The following is a 20,920-nucleotide window of genomic DNA, read 5'->3' on the forward strand; positions in this document are numbered from 1 at the left end:
TCAGGGGGTGCCGGCCCGCCGGCGGTGCAGTCCGTACATGCGCCGCACCCAGGCCGTGCCGGGGTGGCCGCGCCAGCGGTCGAGCCAGTGCTGCAGGCCGCGCGGATACGGCTGGGGCAGGCGCACCGGATATTCCGGCGCCAGCGCGGTCAGGAACAGCACGGTCGCAACGGACAGGTCGGCGAGCGTGAAGCGGTCGCCGACCAGGTAGTCACGATCGCGCACGCGCGCCGCGACCCAGTCCAGCGCTTCCTGCGTCGCTGCGCGGCCCTGCGCGGCGCGTTCGGCGGTGATGCCCATGTCGGCGCGCATCGCCGGGCGCACCAGCAGCGGAAAGCTCGCGACATAGGCCGCGCGCAGCAGCGGCGAGAACGGCTGTGCCCAGACGCGCGCCATGTAGGTGCCGTGCGGCAGCAGTTCGTGGAAGGCGGCGAGACGCACCGATGGACCATACTCGTCGGCGAAGTGGCGCACGATGCGCCACACCTCCTCGCGCTGCGCCGCGTCGTCCGGCAGCAGGGGATGCTGCGGATGACGCGCTTCGAGGTCGGCGAGGATGTCGAGCGACTGCGTCAGCACGCGGTCACCGTCGCGCAGTACCGGCACGGTCTTCTGCCCGAAGCGCGGCAGCAGCTGCACGACGTGTGGCCCCGGCAGCAGGTCGCGCGCGCGGTAGTCCAGTCCTTTGTGATCGAGCGCCCAGCGCACCAGCTCCGGATACATCGACACGTTGAACTGCCACAGCTCGATCACGGCGCGTTCTCCACGGCGGCGACCGCGAAGCCGTCACCGCGCAGCTGTGCCGTGAGCAGCGCCGCCCAGGCGCGCGCCGCCGCGTCCTGCAGCGCCGCCGCGAGCAGGGCCGCGCCGCGCGTCACTCGGCCTTGTCCGCAATCAGCCAGTCGGAGGCCGTGCGCGCGTCGCCGCCCAGGCCGGCAAAGTCGAACAGCGTCGGATCGGCGAGCTGCGAAGGCGCGACATTGGTCAGCGCGGCGAAGGCCTGTTCGATGCGTGCAGGATGCTCGCGCTCCCAGGCGTCCATCATCCTGCGCACCTGCTTGCGCTGCAGCTGTTCCTGCGAGCCGCACAGATTGCAGGGAATGATCGGAAAGGCTTTCTGCTCGGCGTAGGCGGCGATATCGCGCTCGCGGCAGTAGGCGAGCGGGCGGATGACGACGTTGCGGCCGTCGTCCGACAACAGCTTCGGCGGCATCGCCGCGAGCTTGCCGCCGTGGAACAGGTTGAGGAAGAAGGTCGCGACGATGTCGTCCTTGTGATGGCCGAGCGCGATCTTGGTGAACCCCTGCTCCTGCGCGTAGCTGTACAGCGCGCCGCGGCGCAGGCGCGAACACAGCGAGCACAGGGTCTTGCCTTCCGGAATGACGCGCTTGACCACCGAGTAGGTGTCCTGCTCGAGGATGTGGAAGGGCACGCCGAGCGCCTTGAGGTAACCCGGCAGCACGTGCTCGGGGAAGCCCGGCTGCTTCTGGTCGAGATTGACCGCGACCAGTTCGAATTTCACCGGCGCCTTGGCCTGAAGCTGCAGCAGCAGGTCGAGCATCGTGTAGCTGTCCTTGCCGCCGGACAGGCAGACCATCACGCGGTCGCCTTCGACGATCATGTTGTAGTCCATGATCGCCTGGCCGACCTGCCGGCGCAGGCGCTTGGCCAGCTTGTTCGACTCCACCCGCGCGCGTGCAGGGTCGCGGACCGGGAAGGCAACGGGAACTTCGGCAGCGGAAGCGGACATCGGTACAGCCTGGACTCGGTGGGCCGCCATTCTCGCACGGCGCCCCGGTGGTCAGTGCTCCTCGGCGGCCAGTTCGAGCGGCGCTTCCGCCTCGCGGACGAAGGTCTTCTCCCGGTAGAACAGGGCGACGAGGATGAACAGCGTCGCCGCCACCGCCATCACGCCGGCGAAGAAGAGGAAGTACATCGGCCCGACCAGGGCATAGGTGGAGACGCGCGCGGCGTCGGCATTGAACCGGCCTTCGCTGACCACCGGCTGGCGCGAGGTCGCGTCCATCAGCCGGACGCTGCGGGCGCCGGAATCGACTTCGGCGACGAGGTAGGTGCCGGCCAGCGGCTCGGTGGTACCGTCGGCCTTGCGCACGGTCACGCCGGTGTCGCCGGCGAAGTCGATCTTCTGGCCGATCTGGAAGGCTGCGGCCTGTTCGATCTGCACCCAGGTCTGCGCGCCGGTTGCACCGCCACGCGCCTGCAGCGGCTCGACCATGAAGCCGTTGACCGCGGCGGTGAACAGGTTGCCGACGCTGGTCGAAAGCAGGAACAGCGCCATGATGAAGCTCTTCATCTTCAGCGGCGCCTGCTTGTAGCTGAATTCCAGCGCGGTGATCGACACCAGCACCTCCGCGGCGGTGAGGATGAAATAGGCCAGGATCTGCCACCACACCGAGGTGACGATGCCCGCCTGGATGCGGCTCTCGATCCAGGCCACCAGGACGAACGAACCGGCGACCAGGAACATGCCCATCGCCATCTTGCGCAGCGGCGTGACCGTGAAGAAACGGCCCATCGCCGGGTAGATCAGGTAGGTGAAGATCGGCACCTGGATCAGGATGAACAGCGCGTTCACCACCTGGATCTGCGCCGGCAGGATCTCGAAGCCGAAGGCCAGACGCTTGTCCATCAGGTCGGACTGCGCCTGCAGCACCCAGGTCTGGCCGTTGGACTGCTCCCACAGCGACCAGAAGAAGGCGACGAACAGGTAGATCAGCGCCAGCCGCGCGATGATGCCCAGCCCCTCCGCGGAGAACACGTCGCGCAGCCAGGCCTTGCCGGCGGGCGGCACCACGGCGAACTTGTTGCGCCCCAGCCAGAACACGGTGACAGCGACCGCCATCATCACCGCCGGCAGACCGAACGCGACCTTCGGGCCATAGTTCGGCAGCAGCCAGGGACACAGCGAGATCGAGATCAGCGAGCCGGCGTTGATCGACAGGTAGAACCACGAGAACGCGCGCTCGATCAGGTGCTGATTCGACGCGGTGAACTGGTCGCCGACATTGGTGGACACGCAGGGCTTGATGCCGCCGGTGCCGAGCGCGATCAGGAACAGGCCGACCGCCATCGACTGCGGGCTGTCGGACAGCGCCAGCAGCGCACAGCCGGCGACGTAGGCCGACGAGAAGATCATGATGGTGCGGAACTTGCCGAGGAACACGTCGGACACGATCGCGCCGAGCAACGGGAAGAAGTACGCGCCGGACTTGAACAGTGACTGCCAGGTCGTCGCTTGCGCCTCGCCGAAGCGCAGGAAGTTGACCATGTACACGGTCAGGATCGCGTTGATGCCGTAGTAGCAGAAGCGCTCGGCGAACTCGTTGATGACGATGTACGGAATGCCGGCCGGCATGCGCGCCGGCTGTGTCGTGCTGTTCATGTGCTGTCCCCGGGGCCGCATGCCGGCCACAAGGCGCGGAGTCTAGGAACCCGGATGCCGCAGGCGCCTGAGGATTTCCCCCTCGTCCAGCCCGGTGATCTCGATCAGCTTCTGCGCGCTGGTGTCGCCGCGCACGATCGTGAACGCCGACCTGGGCAAATGCAGCACCTCCGCCAGCAGCTCGATCACCGCCTGGTTGGCCTTGCCCTTCTCCGGCGCGGCGGTCACCGACAGCTTGAGCGTGTCGCCCATCCAGCCGTTGAGCGCGTTGCGCCCGCCCTTGGGCGTGACCTTGAGCTGCAGGCGCACGCTCAAGCCCCCGTGTTCTGCAGCAGGCGGATGTAGAAGCGCACCATGTCGGCGTAGGCCTCGATGCCGATGCGTTCATCGGTGCCGTGCACGCGCGGCTGGTCGTCCGGAGTGTACGGATACGGCGAGAAATACCAGGCCTGGTCGCGCAGATCCGCGTAGTGGCGGTTGTCGGTGGTCGCCAGGATGATGCCGCTGGTCACCAGCGCCTGCGGGAAGATCTCGTTGACGGTTCTCTCGATCAGCGTGAACTCCGGCGACTGCGGGTCGGACAGCGGCGGCGCCTCGTTGGCGAAACCGGTGCCGGCGGCGATCTCGACCGCAATCGCCGGATCGTCGATCGCACGCCGCAGATGCTCGCGCGCGTCGGCGATGCGGTCACCCGGCAGCAGGCGCACATTGACCAGCGCCTGCGCCTCGCTCGGCAGCACGTTGTCCTTGACGCCGGCCCGGACCACGGTGACCGCCTGCGTCGAGCGGATCAGCGCGTCGGTGATCGGCGTCGCGGACAGGGCGCGCAGCAGCAGCGGTTCGAACAGGTCGCGGTTGGCGATCAGCACGCGCTCCGCCACCGGCATGTGCGGCGCGAGGCGGTCGAGCATGCCGGCCACCGGCGGCAGCAGCCGCGCCGGCATCGGCCGCTCGGCGAGGCGTGACAGCGCCCGCGCCAGCCGCAGGATCGCGTTGTCGGGTCCCGGTGTGGATGCATGGCCGCCGCTGCCCTGCGCGGTCAGGCGAAAGGTCGCGTAACCCTTCTCGCCGGCCATGATCGCGGCGACCGGCGCATCGACGCCGGCGATGATGCCCCGGGTGATCGCGCTGCCCTCGTCCAGCGTCCACGCCAGACGCGCGCCGCGCGCGCGCAGCGTTGCCGCGATGCGCGCCGCGCCGTCGGCACCGCCGACCTCCTCGTCGTGGCCATAGGCGAAATAGACCGTGCACGCGGGCCGGAAGCCTTGCGTGAGCAGCCATTCGACCGCTTCGAGCTGGGCGATCAGGTTGGACTTGTCGTCGAGCGCGCCGCGGCCCCAGACGTAGCCGTCGGCGATCGCACCGGCGAACGGCGGATGCGTCCAGCGTCGCTCGGTGCCGGGTTCGACCGGGACGACATCCATGTGCGCGGCGAGCAGCGCCGGCCTGCACGTCCTGTCGCTGCCGGCCCACCGGTAGAGCAGACCGAATGCACCGATCGCTTCGACGTCCAGCGTGCGATGCAGCTGCGGAAACTGCGCGCGCAGCAGCGCATGGAACCGGCGGAACGGTTCCGGATCGATGCGTTCCGCTTCGGCGTAGGAGACGGTCGGCAGGCGCAGTGCGTCGGCGAGGCGCGCGGCCAGTGCCGTGTCGTCGAGCGCGACCCGCGCAACCGGCGCCGCCAGCTTCGGTGCCGGCTGCAGGCGGCCGGCACGGCCAGCCAGCAATGCGGCGCACGACAGCGCCGCGACCGCGAGGACCAGGGTCGCGCGTTTCATGCAGGCGTATGCAGGCGAGGGCTCGACACGGCCCATCCTACGATCTACGCATCGACCCTCGCCAGCGGCCACCAGTCGCGTGCTCGCTGCAGCACGCGTCGCCCCCAGTGGCCGAGGTCTTCGAGTGCGAGATAGATCGTCGGCAGCACGAGCAGCGACACGGCCGTCGAGAACACCAGTCCGCCGATGATCGCGCGCGCCATCGGGTAGTAGGCCGGACCCTCGCCGCCGATCGCCGTGTCCCCGAGCGCCAGCGGCACCATGCCCAGCACCGTCGTCGCCGCGGTCATCAGGATCGGCCGCAGCCGGTCGCGCGAACCCTTGACGATCGCGCGCGTGCGCTCCAGGCCTTCGGCGCGCAGCTGGTTGACGTGATCGATCAGCACGATGCCGTTGTTCACGACCACGCCCATCAGGACCAGCATGCCGATCAGCGCCATGAACGAAAAGGCGGTGCCGGTGGCGAAGAAGAACCAGTACACGCCGATGAACGAGAACAGGATGCCGGTGATGATCGCGGTTGGCGCCAGCAGCGACTCGAACAACGCGGCCATGACGATGTAGATGCAGGCGATCGCCAGCAGCATGTTCTGCACCATCACCTGCATGCTTTCCTGCTCGTCGTCGAAGGCCTGGCCGTAGCCCCAGCTGTAGCCCGGCGGCAGCTGCAGCTCCGCCAGCGTGCGGTCCACGTTCTTGCGCGCGTCTTCCGAGGTGATTCCGTCCCTGGTGCTGAACTCGATGCTCAGCGCGGCATGGCGGTTCTCGCGCCGGATCGCGCCGGGCACGTCGCCGATCGACAGTTCCGCGAGCGCCGACAGCGCCACGCGCTCGCCGCCGGGGGTGACGATCGGCAGCGAACGCAAGGCATCGAGGTCGAGACGGTCGGCGCGACGAAACTGCAGCAGCAGTTCGACTTCGCCGGTCGGCGTGCGATAGGGCTTGAGCTCGACGCCGCGCATCGCGCCGGCGACGACTTCGGCGACCTGCTGGCTCGACAGGCCGTACAGGCGGGCCTTGTCGCGATCGACGCGCACGCGCACCTCCCAGTCGGCCGCAGTGGCCTTGAGGCGTACGTCGGTCAGGCCTTCGACGCCGCGCACGACGCGCTCGACCTCACGCGCGACATCGCGCAGGCGCTCGGCCGACTCGCCGAAGACCTGCACGGAGAGCTTCTCGCCGGAGCCCTGACGCTGGTCGTCGAAGCTAGGTTCGCCGATGGCGATCTTCGGCAGCTCCTTGCGCATCGCGTCCTTGATCTGCTGCGGTGTCTGCGTGCGCTGGTCCTTGTCCTTGAGAATGATGCTCGTCTCGGCGCGGCCCTGATCGAAATACGAATACACCGAATCGATCTCGAAGCGGGCCTTGTTGGCGAACAGGAACGCCTCGACGGTGTTGACGGCCTCCTCGACCTTGTCGAGACGATAGACGTTGTTGACGTTGTAGCGCAGGAACAGGCGCTTGCTGCTGTCCTGCGGGAACATGTCGTTCTTCACGAACATCGCCGGCACCGCGACGCTGGCCAGCGTCAAGATGATGAACAGCGCGGTCTTGCCGGGGTGGCGCAAGGTCCATTCGAGCACGCGTGCGTAGCGGTCGGCGAGCCGCTCGATCCAGCCGACATGGCCGTTGCCGCGCACGGCCAGCTGCGTGGTCAGTTGCGGGATCAGCGTCAGCGCGACGAGCAGCGACGCCGCCAGCGACACGCAGATGGTCACGGCGACGTGCGCGAGGTAGATCGTGATCTCGTTCTGCACGCCGAAGATGTTGGGCAGGAACACGATCGCCGTCGTCAGCGTGCCGAGGACGACGGCGAGGCCGACGCTGCGCGTGCCGTGCAGCGTCGCATCGACGGCGCCGAGTCCCGCGCCGCGTGCCTTGAAGATCGATTCGGTGACAACCACCGCATTGTCCACCAGCATGCCGACCGACAGCATCAGCCCCATCAGGCTGAGGATGTTCAGCGAGTAGCCGAGGAAGTACATGACCGCCAGCGTGATCAGCAGTGACAGCGGAACGGCGGTGGTGACGATCAGCGTCATGCGCCAGTCGCGCAGGAACAGGTAGAGAACGGCGATCGACAGAACGGCGCCGATCAGGCCGGCGTCGAGCAGGTCGTCGAGCGAGCTGCGCACGCTGTCGCCGGTGTTGTCCATCACGTACAGGCTGATGCCGGCCATCTCCGGCAGGCGCTTCACCGCCTCGAACTCGGCGAGCGCACGATCCGCCACCTCGACCAGGTTGGCCCCGGTTTCCTTGAACACGTTGACGCCGACCGCGTAGCGTCCGTCGAGGTGGCGTCCATAGGTGCGGACCGGCTCGGCATAGGTCACGTCGGCGATGTCGCCCAGCCGCAGGCCGCGGGCATCGACCGGCATCGCGCGGATCTCGTCGAGGCTGGCGAAGCGCGCCTCCGGCTTGACGTACCAGCGGCGGCCGGATTCGATCAGATTGCCCGCGGTCGTCGCGAAGTTGGCGCGCTGCAGGGTCTGCGCCAGTGCGCGCAGATCGACCCCGTGCGCGGCGACCCGGTCAGCGGCGAGTTCGATGCGCACTTCCTTGGGCACAACCCCGTACAGCTCGACGCGCGACACGCCCGGCAGGCGCTCGATACGCCGCTTGAGATTGCGTTCGAGCATGTCGTAGGCGCCGGACAGGTCGCGCTCGGCCGACACGCGCAGGGTCAGCACCGGAATGCTGCCGGACTCGAACCTGCGGATGTGCAGCCGCTCGACGTCCTGCGGCAGCTCGTCGCGGATGGCGTCGATCTTGTCGCGCGCCTCGATGCCGCGGATCGCCAGATCCTGGCCCCAGCCGAAGTAGATCTCGATCTGCGCGCCGTTGTCGGTGGACGTCGATCTCATGCGCTCGATGCCGGGCAGCGTCGCCAGCGCCTCCTCGATCGGCCGGGTGACGCGTCGCTCCACTTCCTCGGGTGTCGAGTTGCGGTAAGGCACCTCGATGAAAATGCCGGGAAACTCGATGTCGGGGAGGAATTCGAGCGGCAAGCGGCTGCCGCCGATCAGCCCGATCACCGTCATGCAGACGAAGAACATCGCCACCGTGACCGGCCGCTTCAGCGACAGCTCGGTGAGATTCACGGCGTCTCCGGGAGTTGCGCGGCGGGTGGCGCTAGGCGCGTGTCCTCGCCCTCCTGCTGTTGCGTCTCCCGCTGCAGCAGCGAGTACACCACCGGGATCACCAGCAGGGTCAGCAGCGTCGAAACGGTCAGTCCACCGATGACCGTGATCGCCATCGGCTGGCGCACCTCCGCGCCCTCGCCGGCGCCGATCGCCATCGGCAGCAGCCCCAGCACGGTGGTCAGGGTGGTCATCAGGATCGGCCGCAGGCGCGCGCGGCCTGCCTGCAGCAGTGCGTCGTGCACCAGGCTGCCGGCAGCGCGCAGCTGGTTGACGAGGTCGATCAGCACGATGCCGTTCTTCACGACGATGCCGGCGAGCACGATCATGCCGATCAGCGCGACGATGTTGATCAGCGAGCCGGTCAGGTACAGCGACAGGATCGCGCCGATGCCGGCGAGCGGGATCGTGAACAGGATGACGAACGGGTGGATCAGCGACTCGAACTGCGCCGCCATCACCAGGTACACCAGGAACACCGCCAGCGCCAGCGCCAGCGCCAGCGAACGGAACGACAGCTTCATCTCCTCGCTCTGCCCGGTGACCGTCGCCGACAGTCCCGGCGCCATCGGGATGCCGGCGAGGATGCGGGCGATCTCGGCGATGCCGTCGCCGAGATCGCCTCGGGTCAGGTTGGCGGACACGACGACCACGCGACGTTGATCCACGCGGCGGATCTCGCCGGGACCGGACTTGAGCCGCACGTCGGCGATCGACGACAGGCGCACCGGCTGCGCGGCGTCCGGGTTGACCAGCAGGTTGGCGATCGCGTCGACGCTGTTGCGCGCGTCCTCGCCGCCGCGCACGAGCACATCGACGTCGCGGTCGCCGATGCGGTAGCGGGTGGCGACATGGCCGCGCACCGCACGCGCGACGCGCTCGGCGAGCACCGCGGTGTCCAGGCCCAGCGCGGCGGCGCGCTCGGCGTCGAACAGCACCTGGATCTCCGGATGCCCCGGCGTCAGCGTGGTCTCGACTTCCGCGAATCGGTCCGAGGCGCGCAGCTGCGCGCGCAGGGTTTCGGACGTGCGCTCGAGTTGCGCGAGATCGTAGCCGGCGATCTCGATCTCGAGCGGCGTCTTGAGCGTGAACAAGGTCGGCCGCGCATAGCGGTAGCTGACGCCGGGCAGCCGGTCGAGGGTGGCCGAGAGCAGGCCGATGACCTCCGGCTCGCGCGGGAACGCCGCCGGCTTGAGCACGATGTTGACGGTGCCGAAGTTCTCGCCGCCGGTCTCGGGGTTCGCGTCGAAACGGTTGCCGGTCCCGGCGACCGAATAGGCCGCGGCGAGCCAGTCCTGCAGCCGCGTGTCGGAGCGCAGCTCGGCGGTGACGGTCTGCAGCACGGCATCGGTCCGTTCCAGCGGCGTGCCGGGCGGGAGCTGCAGCTCGGCACGGAATTCGCCCTGGTTGAACGGCGGGATCAGCTCGACGCCGATGCGCGGCAGCAGCAGGAGCGCCAGCGCGAACAGCGCCGCCGCCGCGCCCAGCACCAGCGTTCGATGCTCCAGCGCCCATGCCAGCAGCGGCACATAGCCGCGCTCCAGCGCGGCGAAGGCGCGCTGCCAGACCGACGACAGCGGGCGCAGCGCGCTGCCGAGCAGCCAGCCGATCAGGCGGAACAGCTGCACCGCCGGCCACAGCAGCGCCGCAGGCAGCGATTCCAGCAGCGCGTAGCGCGCCCGCGACAGACCGGTGCGCACACGCCCGCGGCCGGTCACGACCGGCGTGGCCGGCGGCACCGGTTGCCGGCGCGCTGCGCGCGAGGCCAGCATCGGGATCAGGGTCAGCGACACGGCGAGCGAGAACATCAGCGCGCCGGTGACGACCAGTGCCTGGTCGGCGAACAGCTGACCCGCGATGCCCTGCACGAACACCATCGGGAAGAACACCGCGACGGTGGTCAGGGTGGACGCCGTCACCGCGCCGGCGACCTGCGACGCGCCGGTGACCGCGGCTTCGCGCAGCGGCAGTCCGTTCTCATGCTGACGGTGGATGTTTTCGAGCACGACGATGGCGTCATCGACCAGCATGCCGATCGCCAGCGCGATGCCGCCCAGCGACATGATGTTGAGCGACAGACCGGCGCCGTACATGAGGTTGAACGTGGCGATCACCGAGACCGGGATCGCCACCGCGACGATCGCGGTGGTCCAGGCGTTGCGCAGGAACAGGTAGAGGATCAGGATCGCCAGCAGTCCGCCTTCGAGCGCCGCGATCTTCACTTCGTCGATCGCCTGCCGGATGAACACCGACTGGTCGTACAGCGGCCGCATCTCGACATCGCCGGGCAGCTGCTTGCGCAGCTGCTCGACGCGGTTGCGGATGCGCTCGGCGATCGACACGGTGTTGCCGTCGCCCTCCTTGTACATCGCGATCTCGACCGCCTCGTTGCCGTCGATGCGGATGATCGCCTCGCGTTCCTTGGCGCCGGAGCGCACCTCGGCGACATCGCGCAGGTACACGGGGCGGTCCGCGCGCGTGACCAGGATGGTGTCGCGCATCTCGGTCAGTGACTTGAACTGATTGAGCGTGCGCACCAGGTAGCTCGACGCGCCCTGCTCGACGCGGCCACCGGAGATGTTGGCGTTCTCGGCACGGAGCCGTTCGGCGACCTGCTCCAGGGTCAGGTTGTACTGTGCGAGCTTGCCCAGATCCACGAGCACCTGGATCTCCTCGTCGAGGCCACCGCTGATCTTCACCGCGGCGATGCCGTCCACCCCCTCCATCGGCTTCTGCACGAGGTCTTCGGCGATCCGGCGCAGGCGCTTGAGGGACGCTTCGTCGGCGCTGCGCACGGCACCCTCCGGGGCGGTCTTCAGTGCCAGTCCGTAACGCATGATCGGGTCCTGCGTCGGATCGAAGCGCAGCACGATCGGCCGTTTCGCCTCCTTCGGCAGCTCCAGCGCATCGAGCTTCTCGCGCACGTCGAGCACGGCGAAGTCCATCTTCGTGCCCCAGTTGAACTCCAGGGTCACGTCGCTGCGCTCGGCCAGGGAGGTCGAGCGCACCTGACGCACGTTGCGGATCACGCCCACCGCCTCCTCGATCGGCTTGGACAGCAGCGTCTCGATCTCCTCCGGCGCCGCGCCGGGCAGCTCGGTGCGGATCGTCAGCGTCGGGTACGACAGGTCGGGCAGGAGCGTCAGCTCCAGCCGCGATTGCGACACCAGCCCGAACAGCAGGACGGCGAAGGTCAGCATGCCGATCGCCACCGGCCGCCGCGTGCACAGCTCGATGAGTTTCATGCGTCAGCTCCGCCCGTGGCCGTGTTCAGCCCTGCAGGCCGTCCTGGGCCGCGACCGACGAGGCCTTGGCATCCGGCGCCGCCGTCGGCGCATTGACGATCTCGACCTTGCTGTCGTCGCGCAGGCTGGACTGGCCGGTGATCACCAGCGTGTCTCCCGCGACCAGGCCGCTCAACACCTCGTAGTGATCGGCGTCGCTGTAGCCGATGCTGACCGCACGGCGGTGCGCGCGGCCGTCCTGCACGACGAACACCGAATGCTGCGCGTCCTCGGTGACGACCGCATCCTTGGGGATCAGCACCGCCCGTTCGCGGCGGTCGTAGAGAATCTCGACGCGCCCGAACATGCCCGGCTTGAGCTCCGGCTGTTCCGGAGTCATCGCCACGGTCACTTTCACCGTGCCGGTGCTGGCATCGACCACCGGATTGATGCGCAGGATCTCGCCGGCGAAGGTCTTGGCCGGCCAGGCATCGACGCGCAGCGTCGCCTTCTGCCCTGCGGCGAGCTTGTGGATGTCACGCTCCGGGACATGGATCTGTGCCTGCAGGCGGTCCATGCGCGTGATGCGGAAGGCCGGACTTCCGGCCTGGATCTGGTTGCCCGCCTTGATGTGGCGCAGCGAGACCACGCCGTCGAACGGCGCCCGGATCTCGGATTCCTGCAGCGCCAGCCGCGCCAGATCGTAGGCCGCGCGTGCGCCCTCGAGTTCGAACTTGGTGCGCTCGTAGGCTTCACGCGACACCAGGTTGCGCTGATAGACCGATTCGTTGCGCCGGTGGTCCTGTTCGAGCTTGTCGAGCGCCGACTTGGCGCGCGCGACCTCGAGCGCCAGCCGTTCGGTTTCGAGCCGGGCGAGCACCTGGCCGGCGCGTACGCGCTGGCCTTCCTCGACGAGGATCTGCTCGATCACGCCGCCCTGCTTGGCATTGACGGTGGCCTCGTCCTCGGCCTCCAGCGTCGCGGTGCCGCGGTAGGCCGCCTCGATCGGACCGACGATCGCCTGTGCGACCTCGACCGGGATGCTGGCCTCTTCCTTGGGCTTGCCGTCGGGTGCCTTGGCCGCGCCGTTGCATCCGGCCAGCAGCCCCAGCAGGCAGGCCGCGATCCCCACATGCGCACCGCGTCGTCTCATTGTCGTTCTTCCGATGGATGACTCATGGGCGAGCCCTACCAAACTGTGTGCCATCTTCCCACGTTCCATAACACATTGTTGTAGCGATCAATTTTCCAGACGTAAGCGGACAACACGGCGGCGGCGGCCGAAGATGGTGAAAAAACACGCCGTTCCGGGGCGAATTTCGCCACTCAAGGCCGAGAATATCGAGGTGACAATGTTGTTTTATTTGATCTAATATCACTGCCCTGCGAATCGCAGCGGAGCTTGGACGGCTGCGTTGCCCGGATGGTTGCATCGGCGCGGACGCAGCTCCGGGACGAGCCGCTACCGCCCAAGTGTTAGCATGGCCGTCCGAACTTGACGGACTCATCCATGGAAATCGCCAACCAGCGCGTCGTCTACATCCATTACACGCTCACCAACGACGCCGGCGAAGTGTTGGACAGCTCGCGTGACGCCGAGCCGCTGGCCTATCTGCACGGGGGTGGCAACATCATCCCCGGCCTCGAAAACGCGCTGACCGGCAAGTCCGCCGGCGACAAGCTGGTCGTCAAGGTCGCACCGTCGGAGGGCTACGGCGAGCGCAACGAACAGCTGGTGCAGAACGTGCCGCGGCGCGCCTTCCAGGGCGTCAAGGACATCCAGCCCGGCATGTCGTTCACGGCACAGGGCAGCGGCGGGCCGATGCGCGTCGTCGTCACGCGCGTCGCCGGCGACATGGTCACCGTGGACGGCAACCACCCGCTCGCCGGCGAGAACCTGACCTTCGATGTCGAAGTCACCGAAGTCCGCGCCGCCACCGAAGAAGAGCTGAGCCACGGCCACGTCCACGGACCGGGCGGTCATCACCACTAGGCACATCCGGTGCAAGACCCGGCCATCCATGGCCGGGACTTTCAAATAGAACCGGCTTGTCTTGGCGATCGGGGCCACGGATGGCCCCGGCTTGCGCAGGGCGCGCGCCCGGTCAGCGCCGGGCCGACTCCGAGAAACGGCGGTCCCACTCGTCGCGCTGACGCACCAGCCGCCGGTCCTGCCAGAGCAGGAACGGCCGCGTGCGCAGGCTGCGGCCGACTTCGCTGACCGCCAGATCCAGGCTGCTGGCGATGCGCAGATTGCCCTGGATCAGCTCGGACCGGCCGCTGGCCTCGCGCTTGAGCTGCGGCAGTTCGCGGCGCTGGGCTGCACGGTACAGGTCGGCGTCGTCGGGCTCGAACTCGGTCTGGTACAGGCGATTGTTGAAGAACTGCAGCTCCAGGCGGCCCTGCTGACCCCAGTGCTGGAACTGATGCACGGTCACCACGTCGAAGTTGCGCGGCGGGAGTCCCGCACGCACCTTGGCGTGCCGCGATTCGACCATCGGCTTGAAGCCCGCCTGTTCGAGGCCGACCACGACCTCATCGACGCCCATGAAGCTGCGGTAGCGGCCCAGGAGCGGCACGGGATCGGGTTCGATGCGCGTGAACGCGGCGAGATCGGAATCCACTTGCGGCTGTGCGCCGGGCGCTTCTTCGTACACCATCGCCTCGGCGGCGCGGTCCGGCGTCGGCACCGCGGACGGCGCGGCGGTCACGGGCGCAGCGGACGGTACCGGCGTGGACGCCGGTGTCGGCGCGGCCGAGGGTTCGATCACCGCGACCGCGGTCGGAACCGGTGTCGCCCGTACGGTCTCCCGCGGTTCCGGCTGCGGTTCGGGTCCGAACCACAGGTACAGCGCGACGAGGACCAATCCGCCCGCCAGCCAGCGCAGCGGACGCCACTTCTTCCACCAGTCCGGTGGTTCGAGCCAGTCCTTGGGCGCGGCCCTTTTTTCGTCCATCGCCGGATTCTAGGGTCCGGTGCCGCTCAAAGGCGAGCGCGCGGACTGCGGTGTTGCCGCACCCTGGCCAATGTGCGCATCCAGGAAAGCCAACATGCGTGTATAGAGCTCTTCACGATTGATCTCGGACCAGAACCCGTGCCCCTCGCCCGACTTGACCAGCCACTCATAGGGCAGGTGGCGGTCCTCCATCGCACTGCGCAATGCCTTGGCCTGCGCATACGGCGCGCGCTCGTCGAGCTCGCCGTGCACGATCAGCACCGGTGCCTTGAGCCGGTCCAGCATCCGGATCGGCGACTGCGCGGCCAGGGCCTGCGTATCGCCGCCGATATACTGGTCGATGTAGTTGCGCCCATGTCTGGATCGACCGATGTCCGACTGCCGCTTGAGCGCGGGGAGATCGTAGACCCCGGCATAAGCGACCACGCAGCGGTACAGCTCCGGCTCGCGCACGGCGCTCATCAGCGCGGCATAACCACCGTAACTGCCGCCGTAGATGCAGACCCGCGAGACGTCGATCGTCCCCGTGCGCTGCAGCTCGCGCACGCCATCAGTGATGTCGTCGATCATCATCGTGCCCCACTTTCCGCGCGCCGACTCGTAGTGCGTGCTGCCGTAACCTGCGGAGCCGCGGAAGTTCACCTGCAGCACGGCGTAGCCGTGCGTCGCGAGCAGCTGCGCGTCGGCATCCCAGGCCCACTCGTCGCGGACGCCAAACGGTCCGCCGTGCGGATTGACGACCAGCGGCAGCGCCTTGACCTCTCGGCCTGGCGGCAGCGTCAGATAGCCGTGCAGCGTCGCGCCGTCACGGCTCTTGAATTCGATGGGGCGTCGCTCGCCCATCTGCGCCGGATCGATCCAGTCGCGATAGGCGTAGACGAACTGCGCCTTGTTGATCTTTCGATCGTACAGGTACAGCTCGCCCGGATTGCGGTCGGACTGCACGTGAAACAGCAGCCGCGACCCGTCGCGGCTCCACGACGCCGTTTGCAGCTGCTGTCCAGGAAAGCTGCGCATCAGTGTCGCCAGCAGCTTGGCGTCCGCATGCTCTGGAGCGATCCAGTCGACCGTCGGCAGACCGGCCGCATACGACACCGCGATCGGCGTGTCGCGGTCCGCTGAGAAGTACACGCCGTCGACATCGGCGGCATCGTTGCAGGACAGGGGCGTGAGCTCGCCGGAGCCAGGATCCATTTGCTGCAAGCAATAGCGGTCGGTGCCAGCGCGTGCCTTGAAGTATGCGAGGCCGTTGTTGCCACGTGCAGCAAGGGGAACAAGCGATCGTCCGGTTCGGGCAGCACCGATCTCGATCCACTTGCGCGCATCGTCGTCGTACCGATACGTGCGGTCTACAAGCTTCTCTTCATCCTCGACGATAGCGAAACGCAACGCGCCAGCGTTGTCGATGAGAAAGTCCGTCACTCCGGGCAGCGGCCCGGCGATACCGTTGTCGCGGCGGCTGCTGTAGACATCAAGCAGGTGCGCGTAGCTGAGCAGTCCGCCGAGCCAGGGGTTGGTCGAGCGCACGGCGCGGATCCAGATCTGCGTCTTGTCGTCGACCATGGGATCCAGCATCCAGCCCCATCCGTAGTCGATCGATCCGGAACTGACGCGGGTGCCGGTCTCGGACTGACCGCGATAACCGTACAGATAGCGGCGTCCGGAGCCGTCCGCGTTCGCGGCCACCAGCTCGCCGGTCAGTACCGTGGCCTCCAGCGGTCCGGCACTGGAGCCTATTGCGATGACGATTCGCTCGTCGTTGACCCACCACAGGCCGGCGGCGTGCTCATGATCACGTGCTCGCAGTCTGCCGATGACTTTCATGTCAGCGAGCCGGATGACGGCAACGTGCGTTTCGTCGCCGCGCGGTACGGTCGCCGCGAGCAGGCTGCCATCCGGAGACAGCTTCGCCATGCCAAATTCCGCATGACGCGCGAAATCGCGGGTGCTCGGCGTTGCCGCCCAGCCGATCGTCGCGAAGAGCGACAGGATGGCAACCGGAACGACTTTCATCGGGATCCCCCCCAGTAACTTCCTGTAATGACGTCATTCTAGCCGCCGCAGCGCACGCTCCCTAGCCGCTCCGCCATCAATCTTCTGGTTCATAACCCAGGTTCGGTGCCAGCCATTTCTCCGCCTCGGCCAGTGTCCAGTTCTTGCGCCGCGCGTAATCGGCGACCTGGTCGCGGTTGAGGCGGCCGACGACGAAGTACTGGGCCTGCGGATGCGAGAAGTACCAGCCGCTGACTGCGGCGCCCGGCCACATCGCGTAACTCTCGGTGAGCCGGATGCCGGCGTTGCGCTCGACGTCCAGCAGTTGCCAGAGCGTCGCCTTCTCGCTGTGCTCCGGGCAGGCCGGATAACCCGGCGCCGGACGGATGCCCCCCGACGTGCCGATGTACTTCTCGTCGATCAGCGCGGCATTGTCGAGGTGTTCGTCCGGCGCGTAGCCCCACAGCTCCTTGCGTACGCGCTGGTGCAGACGCTCGGCGAAGGCTTCGGCAAGACGATCCGCGAGGGACTCCAGCAGGATCGCGCTGTAATCGTCGTTGGCCGCGCGGAACGCGGCCACACGTTCGGCGCAGCCCAGGCCCGCGGTCACCGCGAAGGCCCCGACGTAGTCGTGCACGCCGGCTCCCTTGGGCGCGACATAGTCGGCGAGGCAGCGATTCGGCACGCCGGCGCGATGCTCGCCCTGCTGGCGCAGGTTGTGCAGGCGCGCCCGCACGGTCGTGCGCGACTCGTCGGCATAGACCTCGATGTCGTCGTCATCGACCTGCGCCGCCGGAAACAGGCCGACGACGCCGTTGGCGGTCAGCCATTTTTCCTCGACGAGGCGATCGAGCATCGCCTGCGCGTCTTCCCACAGCTTGCGTGCGGCCTCGCCGGTCGTCGGGTTGTTGAGCAGGTCCGGATAACGCCCCTTCAGCTCCCAGGCGATGAAGAACGGCTGCCAGTCGATGAACTCGCGCAGTTCGGTGAGCGGATAGTCCTTGAACACGCGCACATGCTGCACGGCCGTCTCGTGATGGCGGTGGTCACAGGCGGGTCCCTCGCACACGTCGCGCAGCTGCTGCAGCAGCATGCGCGGCCGCGGCGGGTGATAGGCGCTCCACTCAATGACCGTCTTGTTGGCGCGCGCCGCGGCGAGCGTCAGGAACTTCTCCTGCCGATCCTTGCCGGCATGGCGCTCGCGGATCTGGTCGTACTCGGCCTTCGTGTCAGCGAGCAGCCGGGGTTTCTGCTCCGCCGACAGCAGCGCGGAGACGACCGGCACCGAGCGCGAGGCGTCCTTCACCCAGATCACCGGGCCGTGGTACGCGGGGTCGATCTTCACCGCGGTGTGCGCGCGCGAGGTCGTCGCGCCGCCGATCAGCAGCGGCAGTTCGAAACCCTGGCGTTCCATCTCCTTCGCCAGATGCACCATCTCGTCGAGCGAGGGCGTGATCAGCCCGGACAAGCCGATGACGTCCGCCTGCTCGGCCTTCGCGGTGTCGAGGATCTTCTGCGCCGGCACCATCACGCCCAGATCGACGACGTCGTAGTTGTTGCACTGGAGCACGACGCCGACGATGTTCTTGCCGATGTCGTGGACGTCACCCTTGACCGTCGCCATGACGATCTTGCCCTTGGCCTGCGCGACTTCACCGGGCGCCTTCTCGGCCTCGATGAACGGAATCAGGTAGGCGACCGCCTTCTTCATCACACGCGCGGACTTCACCACCTGCGGCAGGAACATCTTGCCGGCGCCGAACAGGTCGCCGACGACGTTCATGCCGTCCATCAGCGGGCCTTCGATCACCTCCAGCGGACGCTTGCCTTCGGCGGCGAGCTGTGCGCGCAGCTCCTCGGTGTCGGCCTCGACGTGCGCGTCCAGTCCCTTCACCAGCGCATGCTTGATGCGCTCGCGCACCGGCAGCTGCCGCCATTGTTCTTCCGATTCCCGATTCCCGGTTCCGGATTCCCGGACGCGATAGCGTTCCGCGATCTCCAGCAGCCGCTCGGTCGCGTCGGTGCGGCGATTGAGGATCACGTCCTCGATACGTTCGCGCAGCTCGGGATCGAGTTCGTCGTACACCACCAGCGCTCCGGCGTTGACGATGCCCATGTCCATACCCGCCTTGATGGCGTGGTACAGGAACACCGAGTGGATCGCCTCGCGCACGAAGTTGTTGCCGCGGAACGAGAACGACACGTTCGACACGCCGCCGGACACCTTCGCGCCCGGCAGGTTCTGCTTGATCCAGCGCGTCGCCTCGATGAAGTCGAGGCCATAGGCGTTGTGCTCGGCGATGCCGGTGGCGACCGCGAAGATGTTCGGGTCGAAGATGATGTCCTCGGCCGGAAAGCCCACGGTCTCGGTCAGCGCGTGGTAGGCGCGCGCGCAGATGTCCTTGCGCCGCTGCAGCGTGTCGGCCTGGCCCTGCTCGTCGAAGGCCATGACCACGACCGCGGCGCCGTACTTGCGGCACAGCCTGGCCTGCTCGATGAACTTGGCTTCACCTTCCTTCATCGAGATCGAGTTCACGACCGGCTTGCCCTGCACGCACTTGAGGCCGGCCTCGATCACCTCCCACTTCGACGAGTCGATCATCACCGGCACGCGCGCGATGTCCGGTTCCGACGCGATCAGGTTGAGGAAGCGCTGCATCGCGGCGACGCCGTCGAGCATACCCTCGTCCATGTTGACATCGATGATCTGCGCGCCGGCCTCGACCTGCTGGCGCGCGATCGCCAGGCCCGCGGCATAGTCGCCGGCCTTGATCAGGTTCTTGAACTTCGCCGAGCCGGTGACGTTGGTGCGCTCGCCGACGTTGACGAAGTTCAGCTCCGGCACGAGGTTGAGCGGCTCCAGGCCGGCGAGCCGGCATACCGCCGGCAGCTGCGGCGGCACGCGCGGCTTCTGGTCGGCGACCGCCTGCGCGATCGCGGCGATGTGCGCCGGCGTCGTGCCGCAGCAGCCGCCGACGATGTTGACCAGGCCGCTGGCCGCGAACTCGCGCAGGATCGCGCCGGTGTCCTCGGGGCGCTCGTCGTACTCGCCGAAGGCATTGGGCAGCCCGGCATTCGGATAGCAGGAGACGTAACAGTCGGCGATGCGCGCCAGCTCGGCGATGTACGGCCGCATGTCCCTGCCGCCGAGCGCGCAGTTCAGGCCGATCGCCAGCGGGCGCGCGTGGCGCAGCGAGTTCCAGAACGCCTCGGTGACCTGGCCGGACAGCGTGCGGCCGGAGGCGTCGGTGATCGTGCCGGAGATCACCACCGGCCAGCGCTGGCCACGTTCCTCGAACAGGGTTTCGCAGGCGAACACGGCGGCCTTGGCATTGAGCGTGTCGAAGATGGTCTCGATCAGCAGCAGGTCGGCGCCGCCATCGACCAGCCCGCGCGCCTGTTCGAGATAGGCTGCGACCAGCTCGTCGTAGCTGACGTTGCGCTTGCCCGGGTCGTTGACGTCGGGCGAGATGCTGGCGGTGCGGTTGGTCGGGCCGAGCGCGCCGGCGACGAACCGCGGCTGTTGCGGCGTCTTCGCGGTCCAGGCATCCGCGGCCTCGCGCGCGACGCGCGCGGCGGCGACGTTGAGCTCGTAGGCCAGCGACTCCATGCCGTAGTCGGCCAGCGAGATCACCTGCGCGTTGAAGCTGTTGGTCTCGACGATGTCGGCGCCGGCCTCCAGGTACTTGCCGTGGATCTCGCGGATGATGTGCGGCTGCGTCAGTACCAGCAGGTCGTTGTTGCCCTTGAGGTCACGGGGCCAGTCGGCGAAGCGGTTGCCGCGATAGTCGGCCTCGCCGAGCCTGTAGTTCTGGATCATCGTGCCCATCGCGCCGTCGATGACGAGGATGCGCTGGCGCAGCAGGGATTCGAGGCGCGCGGTGGCGGGATGCGGAGTCATGGCGGGCGGGCGGTGAAACGGAAACCGATTATATCCGTCCATGCGGATTGACGGATACAGCTTCGATCGCATCCCGGTCCGGCGGCCGAATTGCCGTTCATCCGCTCATCGCCGCCACGCATCCCCGCGGATGACCCGGCAGCCGGGTGCGGCAGTACGGTACGCCCACTGGTTCAACAGCGCACTCACAGAGGACTGCAGCGAAACCGACCGATCTCTCCCCCCAACCCGGATCCCCCCAACCTTCCGGGTTACTCCAGGCCAAGCTTCCCCGCTTGGCCTTTTTTTTGGTTCTTCTCCCATCTGCGGGAGAGCGGGCACACGGTCGCCGCTGCTAAGTTGGTGTTGTCGAAGCACCAGCAGGATGCAGGAGGGCGACCGTGGCCCTGGTTCAGTCTATGGCCCGGCTACTGGGCTGGGAAAGCTACCGATTTGTCGGGGCGCAGCACGAGGCAGGGGTATCGGCGCCGTGGTGCGTGATTCAGCTTGAGCCCTGCCGCCGGCGACGCCGGCGCTGTAGCG

General features: G+C 67.7%; 13 protein-coding genes. 1 reads left to right on the plus strand and 12 read right to left on the minus strand.

Annotated features, from left to right (window positions below):
• The 9 genes from AAG565_RS07920 to AAG565_RS07960 are packed head-to-tail and all read right to left on the minus strand — an operon-like array spanning position 1 to position 12,701.
• Complete coding sequence (locus AAG565_RS07920) at positions 1-753, minus strand: glutathione S-transferase family protein (RefSeq protein ID WP_348819035.1); 753 nt, start codon at positions 751-753, stop codon at positions 1-3.
• A complete protein-coding gene (locus AAG565_RS07925) occupies positions 750-878 on the minus strand; it encodes a hypothetical protein (protein WP_348819036.1) in 129 nt (42 codons plus the stop codon). Before AAG565_RS07925 ends, AAG565_RS07920 begins: the two co-directional genes overlap by 4 nt.
• Positions 875-1,750, minus strand: a complete 876-nt coding sequence (gene ttcA / locus AAG565_RS07930; RefSeq protein WP_348819037.1) for a tRNA 2-thiocytidine(32) synthetase TtcA — start codon at positions 1,748-1,750, stop codon at positions 875-877. The genes AAG565_RS07925 and ttcA overlap by 4 nt, the downstream gene beginning before the upstream one ends.
• A gap of 51 nt (positions 1,751-1,801) precedes the next feature.
• Positions 1,802-3,403, minus strand: a complete 1,602-nt coding sequence (locus tag AAG565_RS07935; RefSeq protein WP_348819038.1) for a POT family MFS transporter — start codon at positions 3,401-3,403, stop codon at positions 1,802-1,804.
• A gap of 42 nt (positions 3,404-3,445) precedes the next feature.
• The gene (locus AAG565_RS07940) at positions 3,446-3,718 is read right to left on the minus strand and encodes a DUF167 domain-containing protein (protein WP_348819039.1); all 273 of its coding nucleotides are present in this window, start codon (positions 3,716-3,718) and stop codon (positions 3,446-3,448) included.
• The gene (locus AAG565_RS07945; RefSeq protein ID WP_348819040.1) at positions 3,715-5,184 is read right to left on the minus strand and encodes a M20/M25/M40 family metallo-hydrolase; all 1,470 of its coding nucleotides are present in this window, start codon (positions 5,182-5,184) and stop codon (positions 3,715-3,717) included. The genes AAG565_RS07940 and AAG565_RS07945 overlap by 4 nt, the downstream gene beginning before the upstream one ends.
• Positions 5,185-5,228: 44 nt before the next feature.
• Entirely contained in the window at positions 5,229-8,285 is a 3,057-nt protein-coding gene (locus tag AAG565_RS07950; protein WP_348819041.1) for an efflux RND transporter permease subunit, read from the minus strand.
• Positions 8,282-11,569 carry an efflux RND transporter permease subunit gene (locus AAG565_RS07955; RefSeq protein ID WP_348819042.1) on the minus strand — a complete coding sequence of 1,096 codons (3,288 nt, stop codon included), beginning with the start codon at positions 11,567-11,569 and terminating at the stop codon, positions 8,282-8,284. The genes AAG565_RS07950 and AAG565_RS07955 overlap by 4 nt, the downstream gene beginning before the upstream one ends.
• Positions 11,570-11,594: 25 nt before the next feature.
• Positions 11,595-12,701, minus strand: coding sequence for an efflux RND transporter periplasmic adaptor subunit (locus AAG565_RS07960; protein WP_348819043.1), 1,107 nt, complete (start codon positions 12,699-12,701; stop codon positions 11,595-11,597).
• Between the two features lie 357 nt (positions 12,702-13,058).
• Between AAG565_RS07960 and AAG565_RS07965 the strand changes: the two genes are divergently transcribed.
• Positions 13,059-13,541 carry a peptidylprolyl isomerase gene (locus AAG565_RS07965; protein WP_348819044.1) on the plus strand — a complete coding sequence of 161 codons (483 nt, stop codon included), beginning with the start codon at positions 13,059-13,061 and terminating at the stop codon, positions 13,539-13,541.
• A 112-nt stretch (positions 13,542-13,653) separates the two neighbouring features.
• On the opposite strand, the gene AAG565_RS07970 is transcribed toward AAG565_RS07965, so the two are convergent.
• From AAG565_RS07970 to metH, 3 genes are all read right to left on the minus strand, one after another.
• Complete coding sequence (locus tag AAG565_RS07970) at positions 13,654-14,505, minus strand: hypothetical protein (protein ID WP_348819045.1); 852 nt, start codon at positions 14,503-14,505, stop codon at positions 13,654-13,656.
• Positions 14,506-14,514: 9 nt separating this feature from the next.
• On the minus strand, positions 14,515-16,518 hold the full coding sequence (locus AAG565_RS07975) for a prolyl oligopeptidase family serine peptidase (protein WP_348819046.1): 2,004 nt from the start codon (positions 16,516-16,518) through the stop codon (positions 14,515-14,517).
• Between the two features lie 76 nt (positions 16,519-16,594).
• Complete coding sequence (metH, locus tag AAG565_RS07980) at positions 16,595-20,398, minus strand: methionine synthase (protein WP_348819047.1); 3,804 nt, start codon at positions 20,396-20,398, stop codon at positions 16,595-16,597.
• Positions 20,399-20,920: the final 522 nt, after the last annotated feature.

Source organism: Fontimonas sp. SYSU GA230001 (genome assembly GCF_040066175.1).
Taxonomy (GTDB): domain Bacteria; phylum Pseudomonadota; class Gammaproteobacteria; order Nevskiales; family Nevskiaceae; genus Solimonas.